Below are 16711 nucleotides of genomic sequence, written 5' to 3'. Positions count from 1 at the left end.
TCGTTTACAAGCAGTGCGTTATTACAAATGACGTTATGAGGGTTTCAGCACAGAGCCAAGACTGGGGTTTTCAAGAAGCGTCTTGCATGAAAGCAAGCCTATATTCTGGCTTTTATAAGGATAATGATAGCTGATAATTGACTCGGGCAATGCGTCCGCATCCTTATAAGTGACAATAATGTAACCATCCTGATGACGCTTGGCCCAGTCATACAGACCATTGAAATCCATCATTACCGCAATCGGCTGTTTGAGCCGTCCGGCAAAATGATATTGACCGTGGTATTTGCTGCCATAAAAAGAAATGGCTCTGTTCTCGTCCATTAAGCTGGCAATTTCTTGAGCCGCCGCTTTGGTATCGTAATGGTCTGCTTTAATCTCAAAAAAAGCGCATGAAATCGCCAATGACGCCACAAGCGATGCTATGCAGAGATAAAAGGCGGAATCCGGCGCATCCTTGGCCTTGGCCAGTCCTATAGCAATGGAAATCGCCAATAGCAAAACGCCCCATACTGGCGAAATTAACGATAGCTCAGCGCGCCACTGATAATGATCATTCAAGGCTGGCACAACCGTCATAATCATGCCCAATAAGGCAAATATTCCCACAACAGCAAGATGAGCCCGCTTCCAGCAAATTTGATCGGTTATTTCATCGGCAGCCCGCGCCAATATCAACGCCAAAGCAGGCAGCAAAGGCAATAAATAATGGATGCGCTTGCCGCTGACCAGCGAAAAAGCGATAAAAACCGGTACTGCCCAGGCCAGACAAAAACGTATGCCGACATCATTAAAATTCAGCTTCCTGAGCCCTGTCCATACGGGTTTCCAAAGCAACCACGGCAACAACAATAACGGCAATATTTCCAAATACCACCACCAAGGCAGCCGATGGGCAAAAGACTCGACCAGGCGACCGCTGGTCTGCCCTAAAAAAATTGCCTTTCTGTAAGCATCACCGCCAGCCATGCCGGCAGGTATCGCCCAGCACAAGGCCATACCTGCGCCTATTAAAACAGCGACGCCAATACGATAATACCAATGCCGCCAGCAAAACCCGGCAGTCTGGAGCCACCATGGCGCTAATAATGCAACAGGCAATAAATGCAGCAAAATCACCGGACCTTTTGTTAAGACGCCCGCCCCTATCGCCAATCCAAGCAACAGCAAATACTTAAAAGATAAGTCCGAATAAGCGAGTTTCAACAGGCTATAGATGCCCAGCAATGCAAAGAAAGCCAGCATCATATCGAACATCGTCAACGTACTGAAGACAATCCAGAAAAAGCATCCCAGCAAGATCAAAGGCGCTAGCGCTTCGATTTGCTTTCTATCCGGCCATAAAGTCCGGGCAATGGCACGGGACAAGAACAAGGATGCCAGCGAGAATAGCGGCCCGATAAGCCGCAATGACCAATCGTTGACGCCCAATACCAGCCAACTGAGTTGCATCAGCCAGAATAACAACGGTGGTTTATGACTATAGCTGTCACCGTTTAGATAAGGAACGAGAAAATCTCCCCTGACCCACATTTCCCAGGCAACAGCGGCATAACGGGTTTCATCGACCGGGATTAATGGGCGCGTAGAGAGATTAACCGCGATTAAGCCCCCCCAAAGAAAAAAAATCCAAAACCGGGCAGGCAAGAATTGATACATTGGCAGTAAAAAATGAGAAAAAGCTTATTCGACTTTCAGATTCTTGTGTTCGTAAATAACAAAATACAGATTTCGCAGATAAATGAACAAACCGGTTAATTGACCCACAATGAAAACAGGATCCTGTCGATGCACCGCATAAGCAAAAAGCGTAACTCCACCGGCGATACTGAAATACCAGAACGCTATAGGAAACACACTTTTCTTCTCGCGCTCGCTTTTAAGCCATTGCACTATAAAGCGAGCCGAAAATAACCCCTGCCCCAAAAAACCGATAACTAGCCAAATATTCTCAGTGTCCATTTCAAATTTCCTTAATTATTGGCAGTTTTGCCCGTTGCTTCAACCATATAACACCCAACAAATCGGTAATTCCTACCCAAAGCCGGTCCAAAGTGCCATATTTAGAATACCCCGCCATTCTGGGGCGGTGATTGACAGGTTCAGAGATTACCTGCCCTCCGGCTCTTAAAATTAAAGCTGGCAAAAAACGATGCATATGATCGAAATAAGGCAATTCAAGAAACTTGTCCCTTAAAAACACTTTTAGCCCGCATCCTGTATCAGGCGTATTATCTCCCAGCAACCGGGAGCGCACTGTATTAGCCACTTTAGATGAAAATAGCCGCCAGGCAGAATCATGGCGTTTATTACGCCATCCCGCCACCATCCATAAGTGGTTCAGGTTTTTGTTTTGTCGCATAAATACTTCATACAAGCGGGGAATATCGGCAGGGTCATTCTGACCATCGCCATCCAAAGTTGCTATATAGGGATAATTTGCAGCCTTGACTCCTGTATGAATAGCCGTGCTCTGCCCGCAGCTTTGCTCGTGACGAATGACTCTCAGCGCCGCAACCTGTTGAAGCGCATGCTGTAAAACAGCCGCAGTATCATCGTTGCTGCCGTCATCAACATAAATAATTTCATAAGCCTGCGCCTGACTCATCGCCTTAACGATTTCCTCAGTCAATGAGAGAATATTATCGGCTTCATTATGAACAGGAACAACAATAGATATTTTCATATGACCTCCTGAGCAGGAGATTCCTAAAACTCATAAAAAAAGGGCGGCACTCCGAGACGAATGCGACCCTTTTTTAGTTGTATGTATAACCTTAGTTATACATAAATAATTAACGTTTGGAGTATTGTGGACGTTTTCTAGCTTTGTGGAGACCCACTTTTTTACGTTCTACCACACGTGAATCACGTGTAACGAACCCGGCTTTTCTAAGCGGTGAACGTAATGCTTCATCATATTCCATCAATGCACGTGTCAGACCGTGACGAATGGCACCAGCCTGACCAGAAGGACCTCCGCCTTTAACAATCACGTTAACGTCGAATTTGGCTTCCATATCGACGCACTCCAGCGGCTGACGCGAAACCATCTGGTCGGTTTTACGGCCAAAATATTTTTCGATGCTGACGTTGTTAATTGTGATTTTTCCAGTGCCTGTTGTTGCGTAAACGCGCGCTACTGCACTTTTACGACGGCCTGTTCCATAATACTGAGCTGCTGCCATGGTCTACCCGTTTAAAATTCTAAAACTTTTGGCTGTTGAGCCTGATGATCGTGTTCGGGACCTGCATAAACTTTCAATTTCTTGAACATTGCACGACCCAGTGGATTGTTTGGTAACATTCCTTTAACCGCAGTAGTAAGAATACGATCAGGGAAGGTTTTTCTTAATTTGCCCAGACTAACGGTTTTCAGATTACCAATATAACCTGTATGGTGCTGATACAATTTGTCTTTTTCTTTATTGCCAGTAACGCCGATTTTTTCTGCATTTACTACAATAATGTAATCACCGGTATCAACGTGCGGTGTATATTCTGGTTTGTGTTTACCGCGAAGACGACGCGCAATCTCAGAAGCAAGACGACCCAGCGTCTTCCCTTCCGCATCAATTACGTACCAATCGCGCTTAACTTCTGCTGGCTTTGCACTAAATGTTTTCATCGTTACTTAGTCTTTCTGTTAAAGGCCCAATAAAAGAGCGAGAATTCTACTAAACGCCATCAATTTTTTCAAGTTTATTTATTACTTCAGACGCATCAATAACATATGATAACAAATCACCGGCGTTCCTCATAATTTAATATTCAATGAATGCAGTTTCCGATAAAGATGCGTACGCTCCATGCCCACAGCGGCCGCTAACTTTGCCACACTGCCGCCATTTTTTTCAAAATGGTATTCCAAATACGCTTTTTCAAAATGATCTCTGGCTTCTTTCAACGGCAGACTGAAAAAATCAGGGACTGACGAAGCATTGTAAACGTCACTGACCACTGACCCCAGCGCCAGCTTGACTTCGTCCAGTTCGATATCTTCCCCAACTCCGAGAATCATGAGCCGCTGCACCAGGTTTTTCAATTCGCGCACATTGCCGCGCCAGCTGTAATTGCGCAGAAAATTCTGCGCCGCTATGGAAAACCGGCGAAACGGCAGCTTATCCTGATTAACGAAATAATCGACATAAAAACTCAGCAATGCCGGCACATCCTCGCTGTGCTCCCGAAGCGGCGGAATCTCGAGCGTAACCTCATTAAGCAAATAATACAAATCCTGCCGGAAGCGGCCCGCCTTGACTTCCTCATCCAATGCAATCCGGGTTGAAGCAACCACTCTGACATCGACGCGGACTGCTTGGCTGCCGCCTACCCGCAGAAAAGAACTGGACTCCAATGCACTGAGCAGCCTTAACTGGGTTTCTTTATCCATGCCGCCGATTTCGCCTAAAAACAGTGTTCCGTTATGGGCCCGCTCCAGCAGTCCCGGATAAACTTTGCCGCCATCCTCTTTGCCAAAGAATTCTACGGCTGAGTTTTCCGGCGAGATGCTGCCTACGGCCACATCGATAAAAGGGCCATGCCGATGAGCGCTGTTATTATGCAAATAGCGCGCATACATCTCTTTACCAACCCCCGCCTCGCCGACCAGCAGCACACGAGCCTCATGCTGCGCAAGACGCTTTAACTGATCCTTGGTTCTTGCCACTGTGGCGCTCTTGCCCACAGGCTCAACATCAGTAATCAGCTGCTGCTTGAGCCCTGCATTCTCTTTTTGCAGATTACTGGCTTCCAGAGCTCTTTCAACAATCAATAACAGCTTTGCCATCGACAAAGGCTTTTCAAGAAAATCGTAGGCACCCAGGCGAGTCGCCTCGACAGCAGCTTCTACAGAGCCATGTCCGGACATCATGATTACAGGGCAAAGCTCCTCATCTTCGACAACCCATTCTTTCAGCAGCGTAATCCCATCGCTGTCCGGCATCCAGATATCGAGAAGAATCAGACTGGGATCGTTAATTTTTTTTAACTCCCGGGCTTCGCTGGCGTTTTCGGCCATAGTGACCTGATACCCTTCATCCTCAAGAATTTCGCATACCAGGCGGCGAATATCCGGCTCGTCATCTACGACTAATATTCGTGGTGTATTTGCATTCATATTGTTGAGAGGTTTTAAAATTTAAATAGCGGGCAACTGAATTATAAAACCGGCCCCCGCTTTACGGCTGGTGTCAACCCATATGGCTCCGCCATGTTCTTCGACTATTTTTTTGACAATGGCCAGCCCCAAACCTGTCCCTTTGGCCTTGGTCGTCACATAGGGTTCAAAAATCTTCTCAATCTGATCCTCTTTGATACCAGGACCATCATCATAAAGCGCAATTTCGATAAAATCGCTATTGTTCTTCCGCAATCGATTCAGGTTTACTTCAATCTGGCCTTTTGCATCGATCGCTTCCAGCGCATTTTTGATCAAATTATGCAGAACCTGCCTGATACTGACAGGATCGCCCTTAATCATCAGCAGGCCTGCCTCATAATCGACTTTAAACTTGACGCCCGGCTGAACCGCATAAAGCGCCAGCACCTCCTGCACTAAACCTGGCAAGTCAATATCCGCCGTCTGTTTCTTTGAAGGCTTGGCATATTCCGAGAAATCATCCACCATTTCCTTCATCGCTTCAACCTGCTGTACGATGGTTCGCGTGGAACGCTGCAGAATATCCGCGTCAGTAGCAGCCAGCTTGTCAGCCAGTTTATGCTGCAACCGCTCTGCCGACAATTGTATCGGCGTCAAGGGATTCTTGATTTCATGCGCCAATCGTCTGGCCACTTCGCCCCAGGCCGCGTTCCTTTGTGCCTGGATCAGGTCGGTTACATCGTCAAAAACCACAACCGAGCCTACCCGGCGGCCTTCCTGGGAAAAAAGAGGCGTACCCCGGCATAACAGTTCACGCCTGCCATTTTGCCCCAAAAAGGCAATCCGATGCTGCCAGATATCATCGGCCTGCTCCAATAAGCGCTGAATGACTTTTAGAGGCTCGGCCAGCTCGGCATAGCCGTGCGCTATGTCCAATAATGTCTGCCCGATAAAGTAACTGACCGGAATATGAAAAATCCTATAAGCCGCCTGATTAACCGTGCGGATTTTATACAACGCATCAAAACTTATAACACCGGCCGTCAAGTTCGCCAGAATCGTCTCCAGATAAGCCCGCTGATTTTCGACTTCAAGGCCGGCCAGCCGAGTTTCATCCCGAGCCCGGGCAATACGAAGCGTCATCTCATTGAACGACTCCACCAAAAAACCCAGATCATCCTGCACGGCAACCGGCAACTGCTGGTCATAATGCCCGGAAGCTACTGCCTGTGTGCCTTTAACCAGCTCCTTGACCGGCGCGATAATATTACGGATGCTGATAAAGGCCACCCAGATAGCCGCCAGCAAACTCATTAACAAGACGAGCGACAATGCCAGAGAGAAGCTTAATTTTAGTGAATCCCTTAAAAAGTGCATCTCCTGGTAACGCACAAAGGCGAATTCCACTGAATCGGCCAAGTCGGCAATTCTGACCGGCACCGGATACAAGGCCTGCAGATACTGCGGCTCTTCCGCTTTGACAGCCACAATAACCCGGATCATTAATTGGTCATCACGCACGGGCGCTAAAGCGACATATTCCTCATGCTGCCTTAATTGCAACCAGATATGCTCATCCGGCAGGCTCGGCAAGATATCGCCGGGATTAATGCTGCTCGAAGCAATAATTCTGCCCTGACGGGAAAACAGCGTCATCTCGGACGCTTCCGAAAGCTCGCGCAGATTCTCTATTTCCAGAGTAGCCAGACTTTCCGAGGCATCTTGCAATCTGTCGGTTAATTGTTGCGTTTGTCTTAAATGCCAGCGCATGCGTTGATCCAGCGATGCCTGGCTCAGCTCCAGCGAATCCTCCATGGCTTTATCGATTTCCACGTTGAACCAGCTGTCTATGCCCTGATGCAGGAACTGCATGGAAAAATAAAACACGATGGCGGCAGGTACCAAAGACAGCACCACAAACAGCGAGACCATGCGCGTGGTTAATCTGGAACCTGCCTCACGCTTCTTTAACTGCCGGGTCAATGAATAAATATTGGCTCCGACCAACCCCAGCAGCACGACCGAACCCAAGGCATTGACCAAAAGCAGCCATGAATACATCGCGCTCAATTGCGAAGATTCCTGAGTCGCAGAACTCATCAGCTGCAATGACAGCAGAATGAGACCGAACAGAACCAGAACAGAAAGACCGACAGGCGGCTTTATTTTTTCAGGGACCATAAATACCAGTCACTGGATAAATACCATTGAGGATTAATATAGGCGATCGGGCGTAGCGGCAAAGGCAGTGCGTCGCGTTCGAACCTGACCTTTACGCCGACGCTATAATCTGTGTCCGAAGCGACTTCGGCCTTATCCATAATGGGGATATTGCGTATTGTCGACATCGCATGCAAGGCTGCGGACAGTGTGGAAAAGTTATCGACTACATCACTGCTTTCATCTCTGACCCGGTACATATTCAATAAAGCATGATACTGGATACGATAACGTATTTCTTTATCAAGCAGCTTTTTGTTCCAGAGATAATCGCGGTGCTGCTGAACCTTAACCAGCACAGTCCAGAACAAAGGAATTCCGTTTTGCAACGCGTCCTTGGCGCTATCGCTGAGCTGATAATTGATATCGGCCGATAAAACATAGCTATTTTCCCGCAGAATCAACTCGGCCTTTTTGATGCTGACTGAAAACTCATCGGCATGAACAGATGCCGGCCACAGCAGCAGATAAAACAGACAGATCAACAACAACCGGAATTTATCGCTTAATGATGCGGGCATAATAAAAGCCATCCATCGCAGACTCTCCGGTAAAAATCTGCCGCCCAAATTCCCTGGCCGACCCCCAGCCCGCCTCTATAGGCAATTGTGACGCATCGATGTGCTCCGCTAAAAAGGCCTCAATCTGTTGCTCATTTTCCTGCTTTAAAACGGAACAGGTGGCATAGAGCAGTATGCCGCCGGGCGCCAGAAGCGGCCAGATCGCACCGAGAATATTTTTCTGCAGCGACTGGAGCTGCGCAATATCCTCGGCCCTGCGCAACAGTTTAATGTCGGGATGCCGGCGGATGACGCCCAAGGCCGAACACGGCGCATCCAGCAAAATCCGCTCAAACGGCTGACCGTCCCACCAGGCTTCAGGATTTGCCGCATCGCCGACCAGCAAGCCGGCTTCCAATTTCAGTCTCTGCAGATTGTCGCTGACGCGTTGCATACGGGACGCATCGATATCGACAGCCACCAATTCCTTCAATTGCGGTTGGCTTTCAAGAATATGCGCAGCTTTGCCGCCCGGGGCTGCGCAAACATCAAGCACCCGATGCCCCGGTTGAACATCGAGCAATTGCGCCGCCAATTGCGCCGCCGTATCCTGTACCGAAACCAGCCCCTGCTCGAAACCGGGCAGCAAGTCAACCGGGACCGGCTTATCGAGCATCAACGCTGATGGACAAAACTCGACCGGCACCGCACTGATGCCGCGCTCTGCCAATTGATTCAGATAATTCTCACGGCTGATTCGCGCCAGATTGACGCGCAGGACCATCGGTGGCTGACGATTGTTTTCCAGAAACAGCTGCTGGGCCTGCTGCGGCCAATCCTGTTGAATCTTGTCGATGAGCCAGCGAGGATGACTGAGGGCAGCCGATGGTTCCTGATCAGCTTGCTGCTCAAGGCGGCCTTGCTCCCGCAGATAATTTCTGAGCACCGCGTTAACCAATGCCTTGGCCCAGGGCTTTTTACGGGCGGCAGCAACCGTTTCGGATACCGCGGCATGAGACTTGACCCTCATGAATTGAAGCTGGTACAAGCCGATTAAAATCAGTGACTTGACATCAATATCCTTCAATGGCTTATCGAGCAATTGATTTAAGATGAAATCCAGTCGGTGGTAATACCGGCAGACGCCGTAACAGAGGGCCTGGATAAACGCCTTGTCCTTAACAGACTCAATGGTGGGCATAACGCTGTCCAGCGCAGCCGTTAAAGACTGCCCGTCCTGCAACACCCGGGATAGCACCCGGGCGGCAATCAATCTTGAATTCACTGTCTGTTCAACCCAACTTCAGCGCATCAACGTCATGAGCATTAAGAAAAGCCTGAATACTCATGCGTTTTCCTCCCGGCAGTTGCACTTCATGCAACCGCAGCATGCCCTTGCCGGTAGCAACATCCATTGTTTTATTGGCACAGCGCACATTGCCTGGCTCCGCATTGGTATCGGCATTGATGGCCTCGGCCCGCCAAATTCGCAATACTTCGCCCCGGCAAAGCGTCTGAGCGACAGGCCAGGCATTCAAGCCTCGGACCTTTCTGGCCAATTGCTCGGCCGGCTGCGTCCAGTCCAGGACCGCTTCGTTTTTTTCCAGCTTCTCCGCATAAGTCACCAGCGCCTCATCCTGCTTTTCCGCATGCACGGTTCCGGCTTTTATTTGCTCCAGCACTTTAGCCAGGCCGATTGCTCCCAACTGTGCCAGCTTGTCATGCAGATCGCTGGCCGTATCATTTGGCCCGATTACGCACTCTTCTTTATGCAGCATATCGCCGGCATCGAGTTTTCGCACCATCCGCATGATGGTCACACCGGTTTTTTCATCGCCGGCCATGATGGCGCGCTGAATGGGCGCAGCCCCGCGCCAGCGCGGCAATAGTGAGCCATGCACATTGATACACCCCAGACGAGGCGTATCCAGCACAGCCTGTGTCAATATCACGCCATAGGCGACAACCACCATAAGGTCGGCGTTAAACGAAGCAATTTGCCACAAATCCTCATCGGTCTTCAATGTCTCCGGCTGAAAAACAGGAATGCCTGTTTTCAAGGCCAGTTCCTTGACGGGGCTTGGTTGTAATTTACGCCCTCTGCCGGCGGGACGGTCGGGCTGAGTATAGACGGCGCAAACCTCATGCTCCGAGTCCAGCAGCATCTGCAAGGTAGGCACGGCAAATTCGGGCGTGCCGGCAAAAATAATCTTCATGATCAGCTGTGTTCCATCTTATGGATTTTTTCCAGTTTTTTCTTGATGCGCTGCCGCTTTAGCGGCGAGATATAATCGACGAACAGCTTGCCATCCAAGTGATCCAGTTCATGCTGTACGCAAACGGCCAGCAAATCCCGCGCTTCAAGCTCAAAAGGCTGGCCGTCTCTATTGAGAGCTCTTACTCTGATGTGTTCGGCCCGTTTTACTTTTTCGAAAAAACCGGGCACGGAAAGGCAGCCTTCTTCAGATTCCTCTACACCATCTTTTTCAATGATTTCGGGATTAATCAAGAATATCGGCTCATTCTTTTCTTCACTGACATCAATCACGACAATACGCTGATGAATGTTCACCTGAGTGGCGGCCAGCCCTACTCCGCGTGATTCATACATCGTTTCAAGCATATCATCGGTTATTTTTCTGATTTGATCGTCGACCGTTTTGACAACAGTGGCTTTCTTCCGCAACCGCTCATCCGGAAACTCGAGGATAGTTAAAATACTCAACAAACTCTCCACAAAAATATAATTGTATAGGAATTCTATATGATTTTGGACAGAATCTAAAACCCATTGTTACCAATGGACTAACGGCATAATTTGCCTTTGATATCCTAATTTTAAAGACCCTATGCCCCGTTGACAGACTAAGGGGATAGAAATGGATAAAAGTTCCATATAGGCATCTTAAGCCCTGGTGAACTGATGCAGCAAAAAACGGCATTTCACAAACCAGGCATTCAGGAAAATTCAGTCGGAGGCTCCGCTTCAAAAACATCAAAGCATGCGGAAAATAGACGCCGTCATGAATTGTGGAGCGTGTCCAATGAAATATTGGGCATGTAATTAAGATGCAAGGATTAGGCAAGAAGCCGCACAGCACCCACTTGATTATTAACCATGCGGTCGACTACGAAATTAGCCAAGACCCAACCTAATAACTCACTATAACAAAAAATAATAAATCATTGATTTATATAAATTATAACTTCTTGACAACCCCCAGCTGCTTCTGAAAAAATCTTAGCTCTTTAAATAAAAAACCGCAAGTCCACATGGAACCCCACAAAATTTCCCTTCAAGAGTTAGCTGATATCATAAAAGCATCAATCGTAATCAGCACCGCCAGCCATACCGGAATTCTGATTCATATCATTGCGCATCCCATATTCGGCAAGGCGGCAACGATTCAAGTCGATGATGGCGCGTTGTTGATTAGGGATTTATGAACGCAATAAAATGGCCCATTAGCGCCTCTACTTCACATTTTTCACTTAATAAAGCCAACTTGTGAGCCTTGCCGCCAAGTCCGGGGCGATGCCTGGCTTTCTTCGCCGCGCTCGGCATCGTCATTCTTTAAAAATGACGCAAGATACCTGAGCCTTAATTCAAAACCGGCAAACTTCACATATACCAAAATAGTGCTATCTTTAATCATATAAAGCGACGGCGCAGAGGTGTCGCGCTTTCTTGCAAATCCACCAAAGGCGAATTAGCTTTCTCATTAAAATCAATATATTGCGCTTTTGTTAGATTTCCATATGAATTCATCTAAACTTTGGATTCAGACAGACTTAAAAAAGACCTCCTTCAGGAATCAAATATGGCTTTTCGAACACTTATTGGATGTATAGCTGCCCTCTCTTTCAGCATAAGCGCATGGGCTGACGAGATACAAATAAACCCGTCTCATCCCGACCAATACACCGTCGTCAAGGGCGATACATTGTGGGATATATCCGGCAAATTTTTAAAGCATCCTTGGCAATGGCCCGAATTGTGGAGCTACAATTCCCAAATTCAGAATCCACATCTGATTTATCCTGGCGATACGGTTTATTTCTCCATGGTCAACGGCCGGCCCCAGCTCAGCTTGTCCAGACCTGGCTTTTCCGGTACCCAGCAGCAATCGCCATGCGTTCTGAAGGAACAGGACGTTAAAGACGGACGCACGTACTTTGCCGCTTCCGGTGACGGAAAACTATCGCCCTGTATCCGGGAAACCAGTCAGGAAGAAGCGATCAAATTGATTCCAAGCGACGTCATAGCACCGTTTTTGACTTCTCCACGGGTCGTCAGCGAAAAAGAGCTTAATGAAGCGCCTTATGTCGTTGACTTTGCCGGCGAGCATTTATTGGCGGGCACCGGCGACAGGCTCTATGTCCGCTCAATCCTCAAACCGGAAACGCTGTCATATACCGTCTACAGAAAGGGAGAGCCTTATGTCAGCCCCGACACCGGAGAGCTTTTAGGCTATGAAGCCAAATACATTGCCGACGCCACTTTGCAGCAGGAAGGCGATCCTGCGACCTTATCCATCAGCAAAGTAGCCAGTGAGATCCGCATGGGCGACAGAATAATGTCCACGCCTGAAGAAGAACTGACTCTAACTTATTTCCCTCGCCCGCCTGAGGAAAGTATTAAAGGCAACATAATCAGCGTACTTGATGGCGTTTCTCAAATTGGACGCTATAATGTCGTAGTGATCGACAAAGGCACGGTTGACGGTCTTCTGCCCGGCCATGAACTGGATATCTATCAAAATGGCAGAATTACCCGGGACCCGTTCAGCGCCATTCAAAACGACGCTGTTAAATTGCCTGACGAACTGGCCGGCACGCTGATGGTTTTCCGTCCTTTTGAACGCATCAGTTATGCCTTGGTCATGAGAGCCTCACGCAACATCCATGTATTAGACAAAGTCCAAACCCCCTGAATATTTCCATCCGCCAAACCGACAACGACATCAAATACTGGCTTGCGCTTTTGCGTACGCCAGGATTTGGCTGCCGGACATTTCTCAAAATACTCGAAAGCCATACGCCTGGGCAGCTGTTTGCGGAATCGGCGTCAAGACTTGCGACGTTACGGTTAACGAACGCTGTAATCGAGTCCATAAGAAACCCGGACTGGACGGCTATCGATTATGATCTCGCCTGGCTGGAACAGGAAAACAACCATGCCCTTACCCTCTGTGATCCTAATTATCCTGCCCAGTTAAAAGAAATAGCCGACCCGCCGCCCATCCTGTTTGTGCGCGGCAACCCTGATCTCTTGAAACTGCCGCAAATCGCCATGGTCGGCAGCCGCAATCCATCCGTTTCCGGCATGGAGACCGCCAGAGACTTCGCCAGAACGCTGAGCCGGCACGGCTTTGTCATTACCAGCGGCCTGGCTTTAGGCATCGACGCCGCCAGCCACCGCGGCGCACTCGATGCGCACGGATACACTATCGCAGTCGCAGGCACCGGTCTGGATCGTGTCTATCCCGCCAGGCACAAAGACCTGGCCACCGAAATCGTCAATACCGGCGCCATCGTTTCAGAGTTTCCGCCCGGCACGACGGCTAAAGCCAACCATTTTCCCCGGCGTAACCGCATCATCAGCGGATTGTGCCTGGGCTTGCTGGTCGTTGAAGCGGCCAAACAAAGCGGCTCATTGATTACGGCCCGAATGGCTTTGGAACAGAACCGCGAGGTGTTTGCGATTCCGGGGTCTATCCATAATCCGCTGGCCCGGGGCTGCAATGCACTGATTCGGGAAGGGGCAAAACTTGTCGAAACCACGCAGGACATCATGGAAGAATTACATCAATATAATCAACGGGATGACATTTCAGCACCACTGCCCGTGCAAACAACACTTGACCTGGAGCAGCAAACATTATTGAATCTCGTCATGTTCAGCCCAACTTCTATCGATATGCTGGTTGAAAATGCCGGGCAATCCGTGGAAGTGATTTCATCAATGCTACTGGTTTTAGAACTGCAAGGATACATAGAAGCGACTGCTGGTGGTTGCTATACACGCATAAAATAAACAGCACAGACCATACCCTATGAAAGAAAATATTTTTGATGTCCTGATGTATTTATTTGAAAATTATATGGAAGATGAAATCGAAATACTTCCAGACAGCGATATCATCAGAACCGAATTGATGGAAGCCGGCTTCGAGCAGGTCGAGGTTAATAAAGCGTTCGACTGGCTTGAATCGCTCAGCCTTCAACGCCCTATACAATCGACGACATCGCCCGCCTTCCGTATTTTCTGTAGCGAGGAACAAGAAAAGCTGGATCTTGAATGCCGCAACCTGCTCATATTTCTGGAAAACAGCGGCATTCTGAACTCAACCAACCGCGAAATTGTCATCGACCGTGCCATGGCATTGGAAAATGAGGAAATATCGCTGGAAAAACTGAAATGGATCGTGTTGATGATATTGTTAAGTCAGCCGGATGAAGAACTTGCTTTCTCAAGAATGGAGGATATCGTTTATGACCTCGTTCCGACTTATTTACATTAATACCCACTCGCTCGCATTATTAAATGAGTAAAAATCTTGTCATTGTAGAATCGCCTGCAAAAGCCAAAACCATAGAAAAATATTTAGGTAAAGATTTCCAAGTTCTCGCTTCCTACGGACACGTGCGCGACCTCGTCCCCAAGGAAGGCGCCGTTGACCCCAGCCATGACTTTGCCATGAAATACGAGGTCATCGAGCGCAATCAACGCCATGTCCAGACCATCAGTAAAGCGCTCAAAACTGCTGAAACCTTATATCTTGCGACCGACCCGGACAGAGAAGGCGAAGCTATCTCCTGGCATCTCTATGAGCTGCTGAAAGAAAAAAAATTGCTGAAAGACAAGCCGGTGCACCGTGTCGTCTTTCATGAAATCACCAAAAGGGCCGTTACCGACGCCATCGCCCATCCTGCGGAACTGTCCACCAATCTGATCAACGCCCAGCAGGCCCGGCGCGCGCTCGATTATCTGGTCGGGTTTAAATTGTCGCCGTTGCTATGGAAAAAAATCCGCCGCGGCTTATCGGCAGGCCGCGTACAAAGCCCGGCCTTACGCATGATCGTCGAACGCGAACAGGAAATCGAAGCTTTCAAATCGCGCGAATACTGGACCATTGATGCTTTGCTGGCCGCGCACGACCAAGCCTTCAAGGCCAAATTGACGCATTTCGCCGGCGAGAAGCTGAGCCAGTTCAGCATCGATAACGAAACACAGGCGCAGCAGACCCGGCAAGCCCTGCTTGACGCGGCGGACGGCCAGCTGATCGTTGCCAAGCTGGAAAAGAAACAGCGCAAACGCAACCCTGCGCCGCCCTTCATCACCTCGACGCTGCAACAGGAAGCGGCCCGCAAGCTGGGCTTCACGACCAAGCGCACCATGATGGTCGCGCAACAGCTCTATGAAGGCATCGATATCGGCGGCGAAACAGCCGGTCTGATCACTTATATGCGTACCGACTCGGTTAATCTGTCGGTGGAAGCGGTCGATGACATCCGTGAACTGATCGCGGAAAATTACGGCGCCGACAATGTGCCCAAGGAACCTCGCCAGTTCAAAACCAAATCCAAGAATGCCCAGGAAGCGCACGAAGCCATACGCCCGACCTCCGCGCGCCATTTGCCCAATGCTATTAAGAAGTATTTGACTGACGAGCAGTACAAGCTCTATGACCTGATCTGGAAACGCACCATTGCCTGCCAGATGATTCACGCGACCATCAACATGGTCGCGGTCGATTTGAGCTGCGGCGACGGCCAGCATGTTTTCAGGGCAACAGGCTCGACGATCGCCACGCCCGGCTTCATGTCCGTTTATTTGGAAGGCATGGACGACACGACCGAAGGGGACGATCAAGAAAGCTACCTGCCGCCACTGGAAGAAGGCCGCCCCGTGCCGCTGAACGATATCATCGCCGCCCAGCACTTCACCGAGCCGCCGCCGCGCTACGGCGAGGCCAGCCTGGTCAAGGCGCTGGAAGAGCACGGCATCGGCCGGCCGTCGACCTATGCGTCGATCATTTCGACGCTGCAGAACCGGGAATACGTCACGCTGGAGAACAAACGTTTCCATCCGACCGATGTCGGCCGAATCGTCAACAAGTTTCTGACCGAACATTTCACGAAATACGTCGACTATGACTTTACAGCGAATCTGGAAGACGAGCTCGACGCCGTCTCGCGCGGCGAAAAGGACTGGATTCCCTTGATGCACGCCTTCTGGAATCCTTTCAATACGCTGATTCATGAAAAAGAAGAAAGCGTCCAGCGCAAAGACGTGACGCAGGAAGCCATCGATGAAAAATGCCCTGAATGCGGCAGCGCCCTGTCGATCCGGCTGGGCCGGAACGGCCGATTCATCGGCTGCACGAATTATCCGACCTGCTCTTATACGCGCAATCTGAATGACGACAATACACCTGACGAGCCTGAAGTCATAGAAGGCCGAACCTGTCCCAAGTGCGACTTGCCGCTCGTGATCAAATCGGGCCGCTATGGAAAATTCATCGGTTGCAGCGGCTATCCCAAATGCCGTCATATTGAACCGTTGGAAAAACCTTTGGATACGGGCGTGGAATGCCCGAAATGCAAAAAAGGCAATATTCTCAAGCGCAAATCCAAAAGCAACAAAGTCTTCTACTCCTGCTCGGAATACCCGAAATGCGATTATGCCTTGTGGAATGCGCCGATCGCGGAAAGCTGCCCTGAGTGCAATTGGCCGGTTCTGACTGTCAAAGTCACTAAAAGGCACGGTGCGGAAAAAGTCTGCCCGCAAAAAGACTGTAAATATGCAACGCCTTATGAAGGCGATCCTGCCGATGCCGAGGGGCCTAAATAAGGTTGCCAATTCAAATACCCGCTGCGCCCTACT

General features: G+C 49.3%; 16 protein-coding genes. 5 read left to right on the top strand and 11 right to left on the bottom strand.

The window, feature by feature from the left end; translation table 11 throughout:
• Window positions 1-33: 33 nt before the first annotated feature.
• The 11 genes from ACTNE6_RS02800 to def all read right to left on the bottom strand — a co-directional run bounded on the left by ACTNE6_RS02800 (window position 34) and on the right by def (window position 10546).
• Entirely contained in the window at window positions 34-1647 is a 1614-nt protein-coding gene (locus ACTNE6_RS02800; protein ID WP_442498519.1) for an ArnT family glycosyltransferase, read from the bottom strand.
• 36 nt (window positions 1648-1683) lie between these two features.
• Entirely contained in the window at window positions 1684-1962 is a 279-nt protein-coding gene (locus ACTNE6_RS02795) for a lipid-A-disaccharide synthase N-terminal domain-containing protein (protein ID WP_194969706.1), read from the bottom strand.
• 1 nt (window position 1963) lies between these two features.
• The gene (locus tag ACTNE6_RS02790) at window positions 1964-2686 is read right to left on the bottom strand and encodes a glycosyltransferase family 2 protein (protein WP_194969707.1); all 723 of its coding nucleotides are present in this window, start codon (window positions 2684-2686) and stop codon (window positions 1964-1966) included.
• A 109-nt stretch (window positions 2687-2795) separates the two neighbouring features.
• Window positions 2796-3188, bottom strand: coding sequence for a 30S ribosomal protein S9 (rpsI, locus tag ACTNE6_RS02785; RefSeq protein ID WP_194969708.1), 393 nt, complete (start codon window positions 3186-3188; stop codon window positions 2796-2798).
• Window positions 3189-3199: 11 nt separating this feature from the next.
• On the bottom strand, window positions 3200-3628 hold the full coding sequence (rplM, locus tag ACTNE6_RS02780; RefSeq protein WP_194969709.1) for a 50S ribosomal protein L13: 429 nt from the start codon (window positions 3626-3628) through the stop codon (window positions 3200-3202).
• A gap of 129 nt (window positions 3629-3757) precedes the next feature.
• Window positions 3758-5119, bottom strand: coding sequence for a sigma-54-dependent transcriptional regulator (locus ACTNE6_RS02775; RefSeq protein WP_331817180.1), 1362 nt, complete (start codon window positions 5117-5119; stop codon window positions 3758-3760).
• Between the two features lie 21 nt (window positions 5120-5140).
• A complete protein-coding gene (locus ACTNE6_RS02770) occupies window positions 5141-7282 on the bottom strand; it encodes an ATP-binding protein (protein WP_442498518.1) in 2142 nt (713 codons plus the stop codon).
• Window positions 7264-7842: a DUF4390 domain-containing protein gene (locus ACTNE6_RS02765; protein WP_442498517.1), complete on the bottom strand. Its 579-nt coding sequence runs from the start codon at window positions 7840-7842 to the stop codon at window positions 7264-7266. Before ACTNE6_RS02765 ends, ACTNE6_RS02770 begins: the two co-directional genes overlap by 19 nt.
• Window positions 7820-9106, bottom strand: a complete 1287-nt coding sequence (gene rsmB / locus ACTNE6_RS02760) for a 16S rRNA (cytosine(967)-C(5))-methyltransferase RsmB (protein WP_442498516.1) — start codon at window positions 9104-9106, stop codon at window positions 7820-7822. The genes ACTNE6_RS02765 and rsmB overlap by 23 nt, the downstream gene beginning before the upstream one ends.
• Before the next feature lie 7 nt (window positions 9107-9113).
• Entirely contained in the window at window positions 9114-10037 is a 924-nt protein-coding gene (fmt, locus tag ACTNE6_RS02755; RefSeq protein WP_442498515.1) for a methionyl-tRNA formyltransferase, read from the bottom strand.
• 2 nt (window positions 10038-10039) lie between these two features.
• Window positions 10040-10546: a peptide deformylase gene (gene def / locus ACTNE6_RS02750; RefSeq protein WP_442498514.1), complete on the bottom strand. Its 507-nt coding sequence runs from the start codon at window positions 10544-10546 to the stop codon at window positions 10040-10042.
• A 548-nt stretch (window positions 10547-11094) separates the two neighbouring features.
• On the opposite strand from def, the gene ACTNE6_RS02745 reads away from it, so the two are divergent.
• The 5 genes from ACTNE6_RS02745 to topA all read left to right on the top strand — a co-directional run bounded on the left by ACTNE6_RS02745 (window position 11095) and on the right by topA (window position 16678).
• Entirely contained in the window at window positions 11095-11268 is a 174-nt protein-coding gene (locus tag ACTNE6_RS02745) for a hypothetical protein (RefSeq protein ID WP_442498513.1), read from the top strand.
• A gap of 374 nt (window positions 11269-11642) precedes the next feature.
• The gene (locus tag ACTNE6_RS02740; protein ID WP_442498512.1) at window positions 11643-12755 is read left to right on the top strand and encodes a LysM peptidoglycan-binding domain-containing protein; all 1113 of its coding nucleotides are present in this window, start codon (window positions 11643-11645) and stop codon (window positions 12753-12755) included.
• Between the two features lie 50 nt (window positions 12756-12805).
• Window positions 12806-13858 carry a DNA-processing protein DprA gene (gene dprA / locus ACTNE6_RS02735; RefSeq protein WP_442498511.1) on the top strand — a complete coding sequence of 351 codons (1053 nt, stop codon included), beginning with the start codon at window positions 12806-12808 and terminating at the stop codon, window positions 13856-13858.
• 19 nt (window positions 13859-13877) lie between these two features.
• On the top strand, window positions 13878-14345 hold the full coding sequence (locus ACTNE6_RS02730; protein WP_194969719.1) for a DUF494 family protein: 468 nt from the start codon (window positions 13878-13880) through the stop codon (window positions 14343-14345).
• 23 nt (window positions 14346-14368) lie between these two features.
• Window positions 14369-16678, top strand: a complete 2310-nt coding sequence (gene topA / locus ACTNE6_RS02725; RefSeq protein ID WP_442498510.1) for a type I DNA topoisomerase — start codon at window positions 14369-14371, stop codon at window positions 16676-16678.
• Window positions 16679-16711 lie beyond the last annotated feature (33 nt).

The organism is Methylobacter sp. sgz302048 (genome assembly GCF_052162025.1).
Lineage (GTDB): Bacteria > Pseudomonadota > Gammaproteobacteria > Methylococcales > Methylomonadaceae > Methylobacter.
This window is presented reverse-complemented; position numbering and strand designations above follow the sequence as displayed.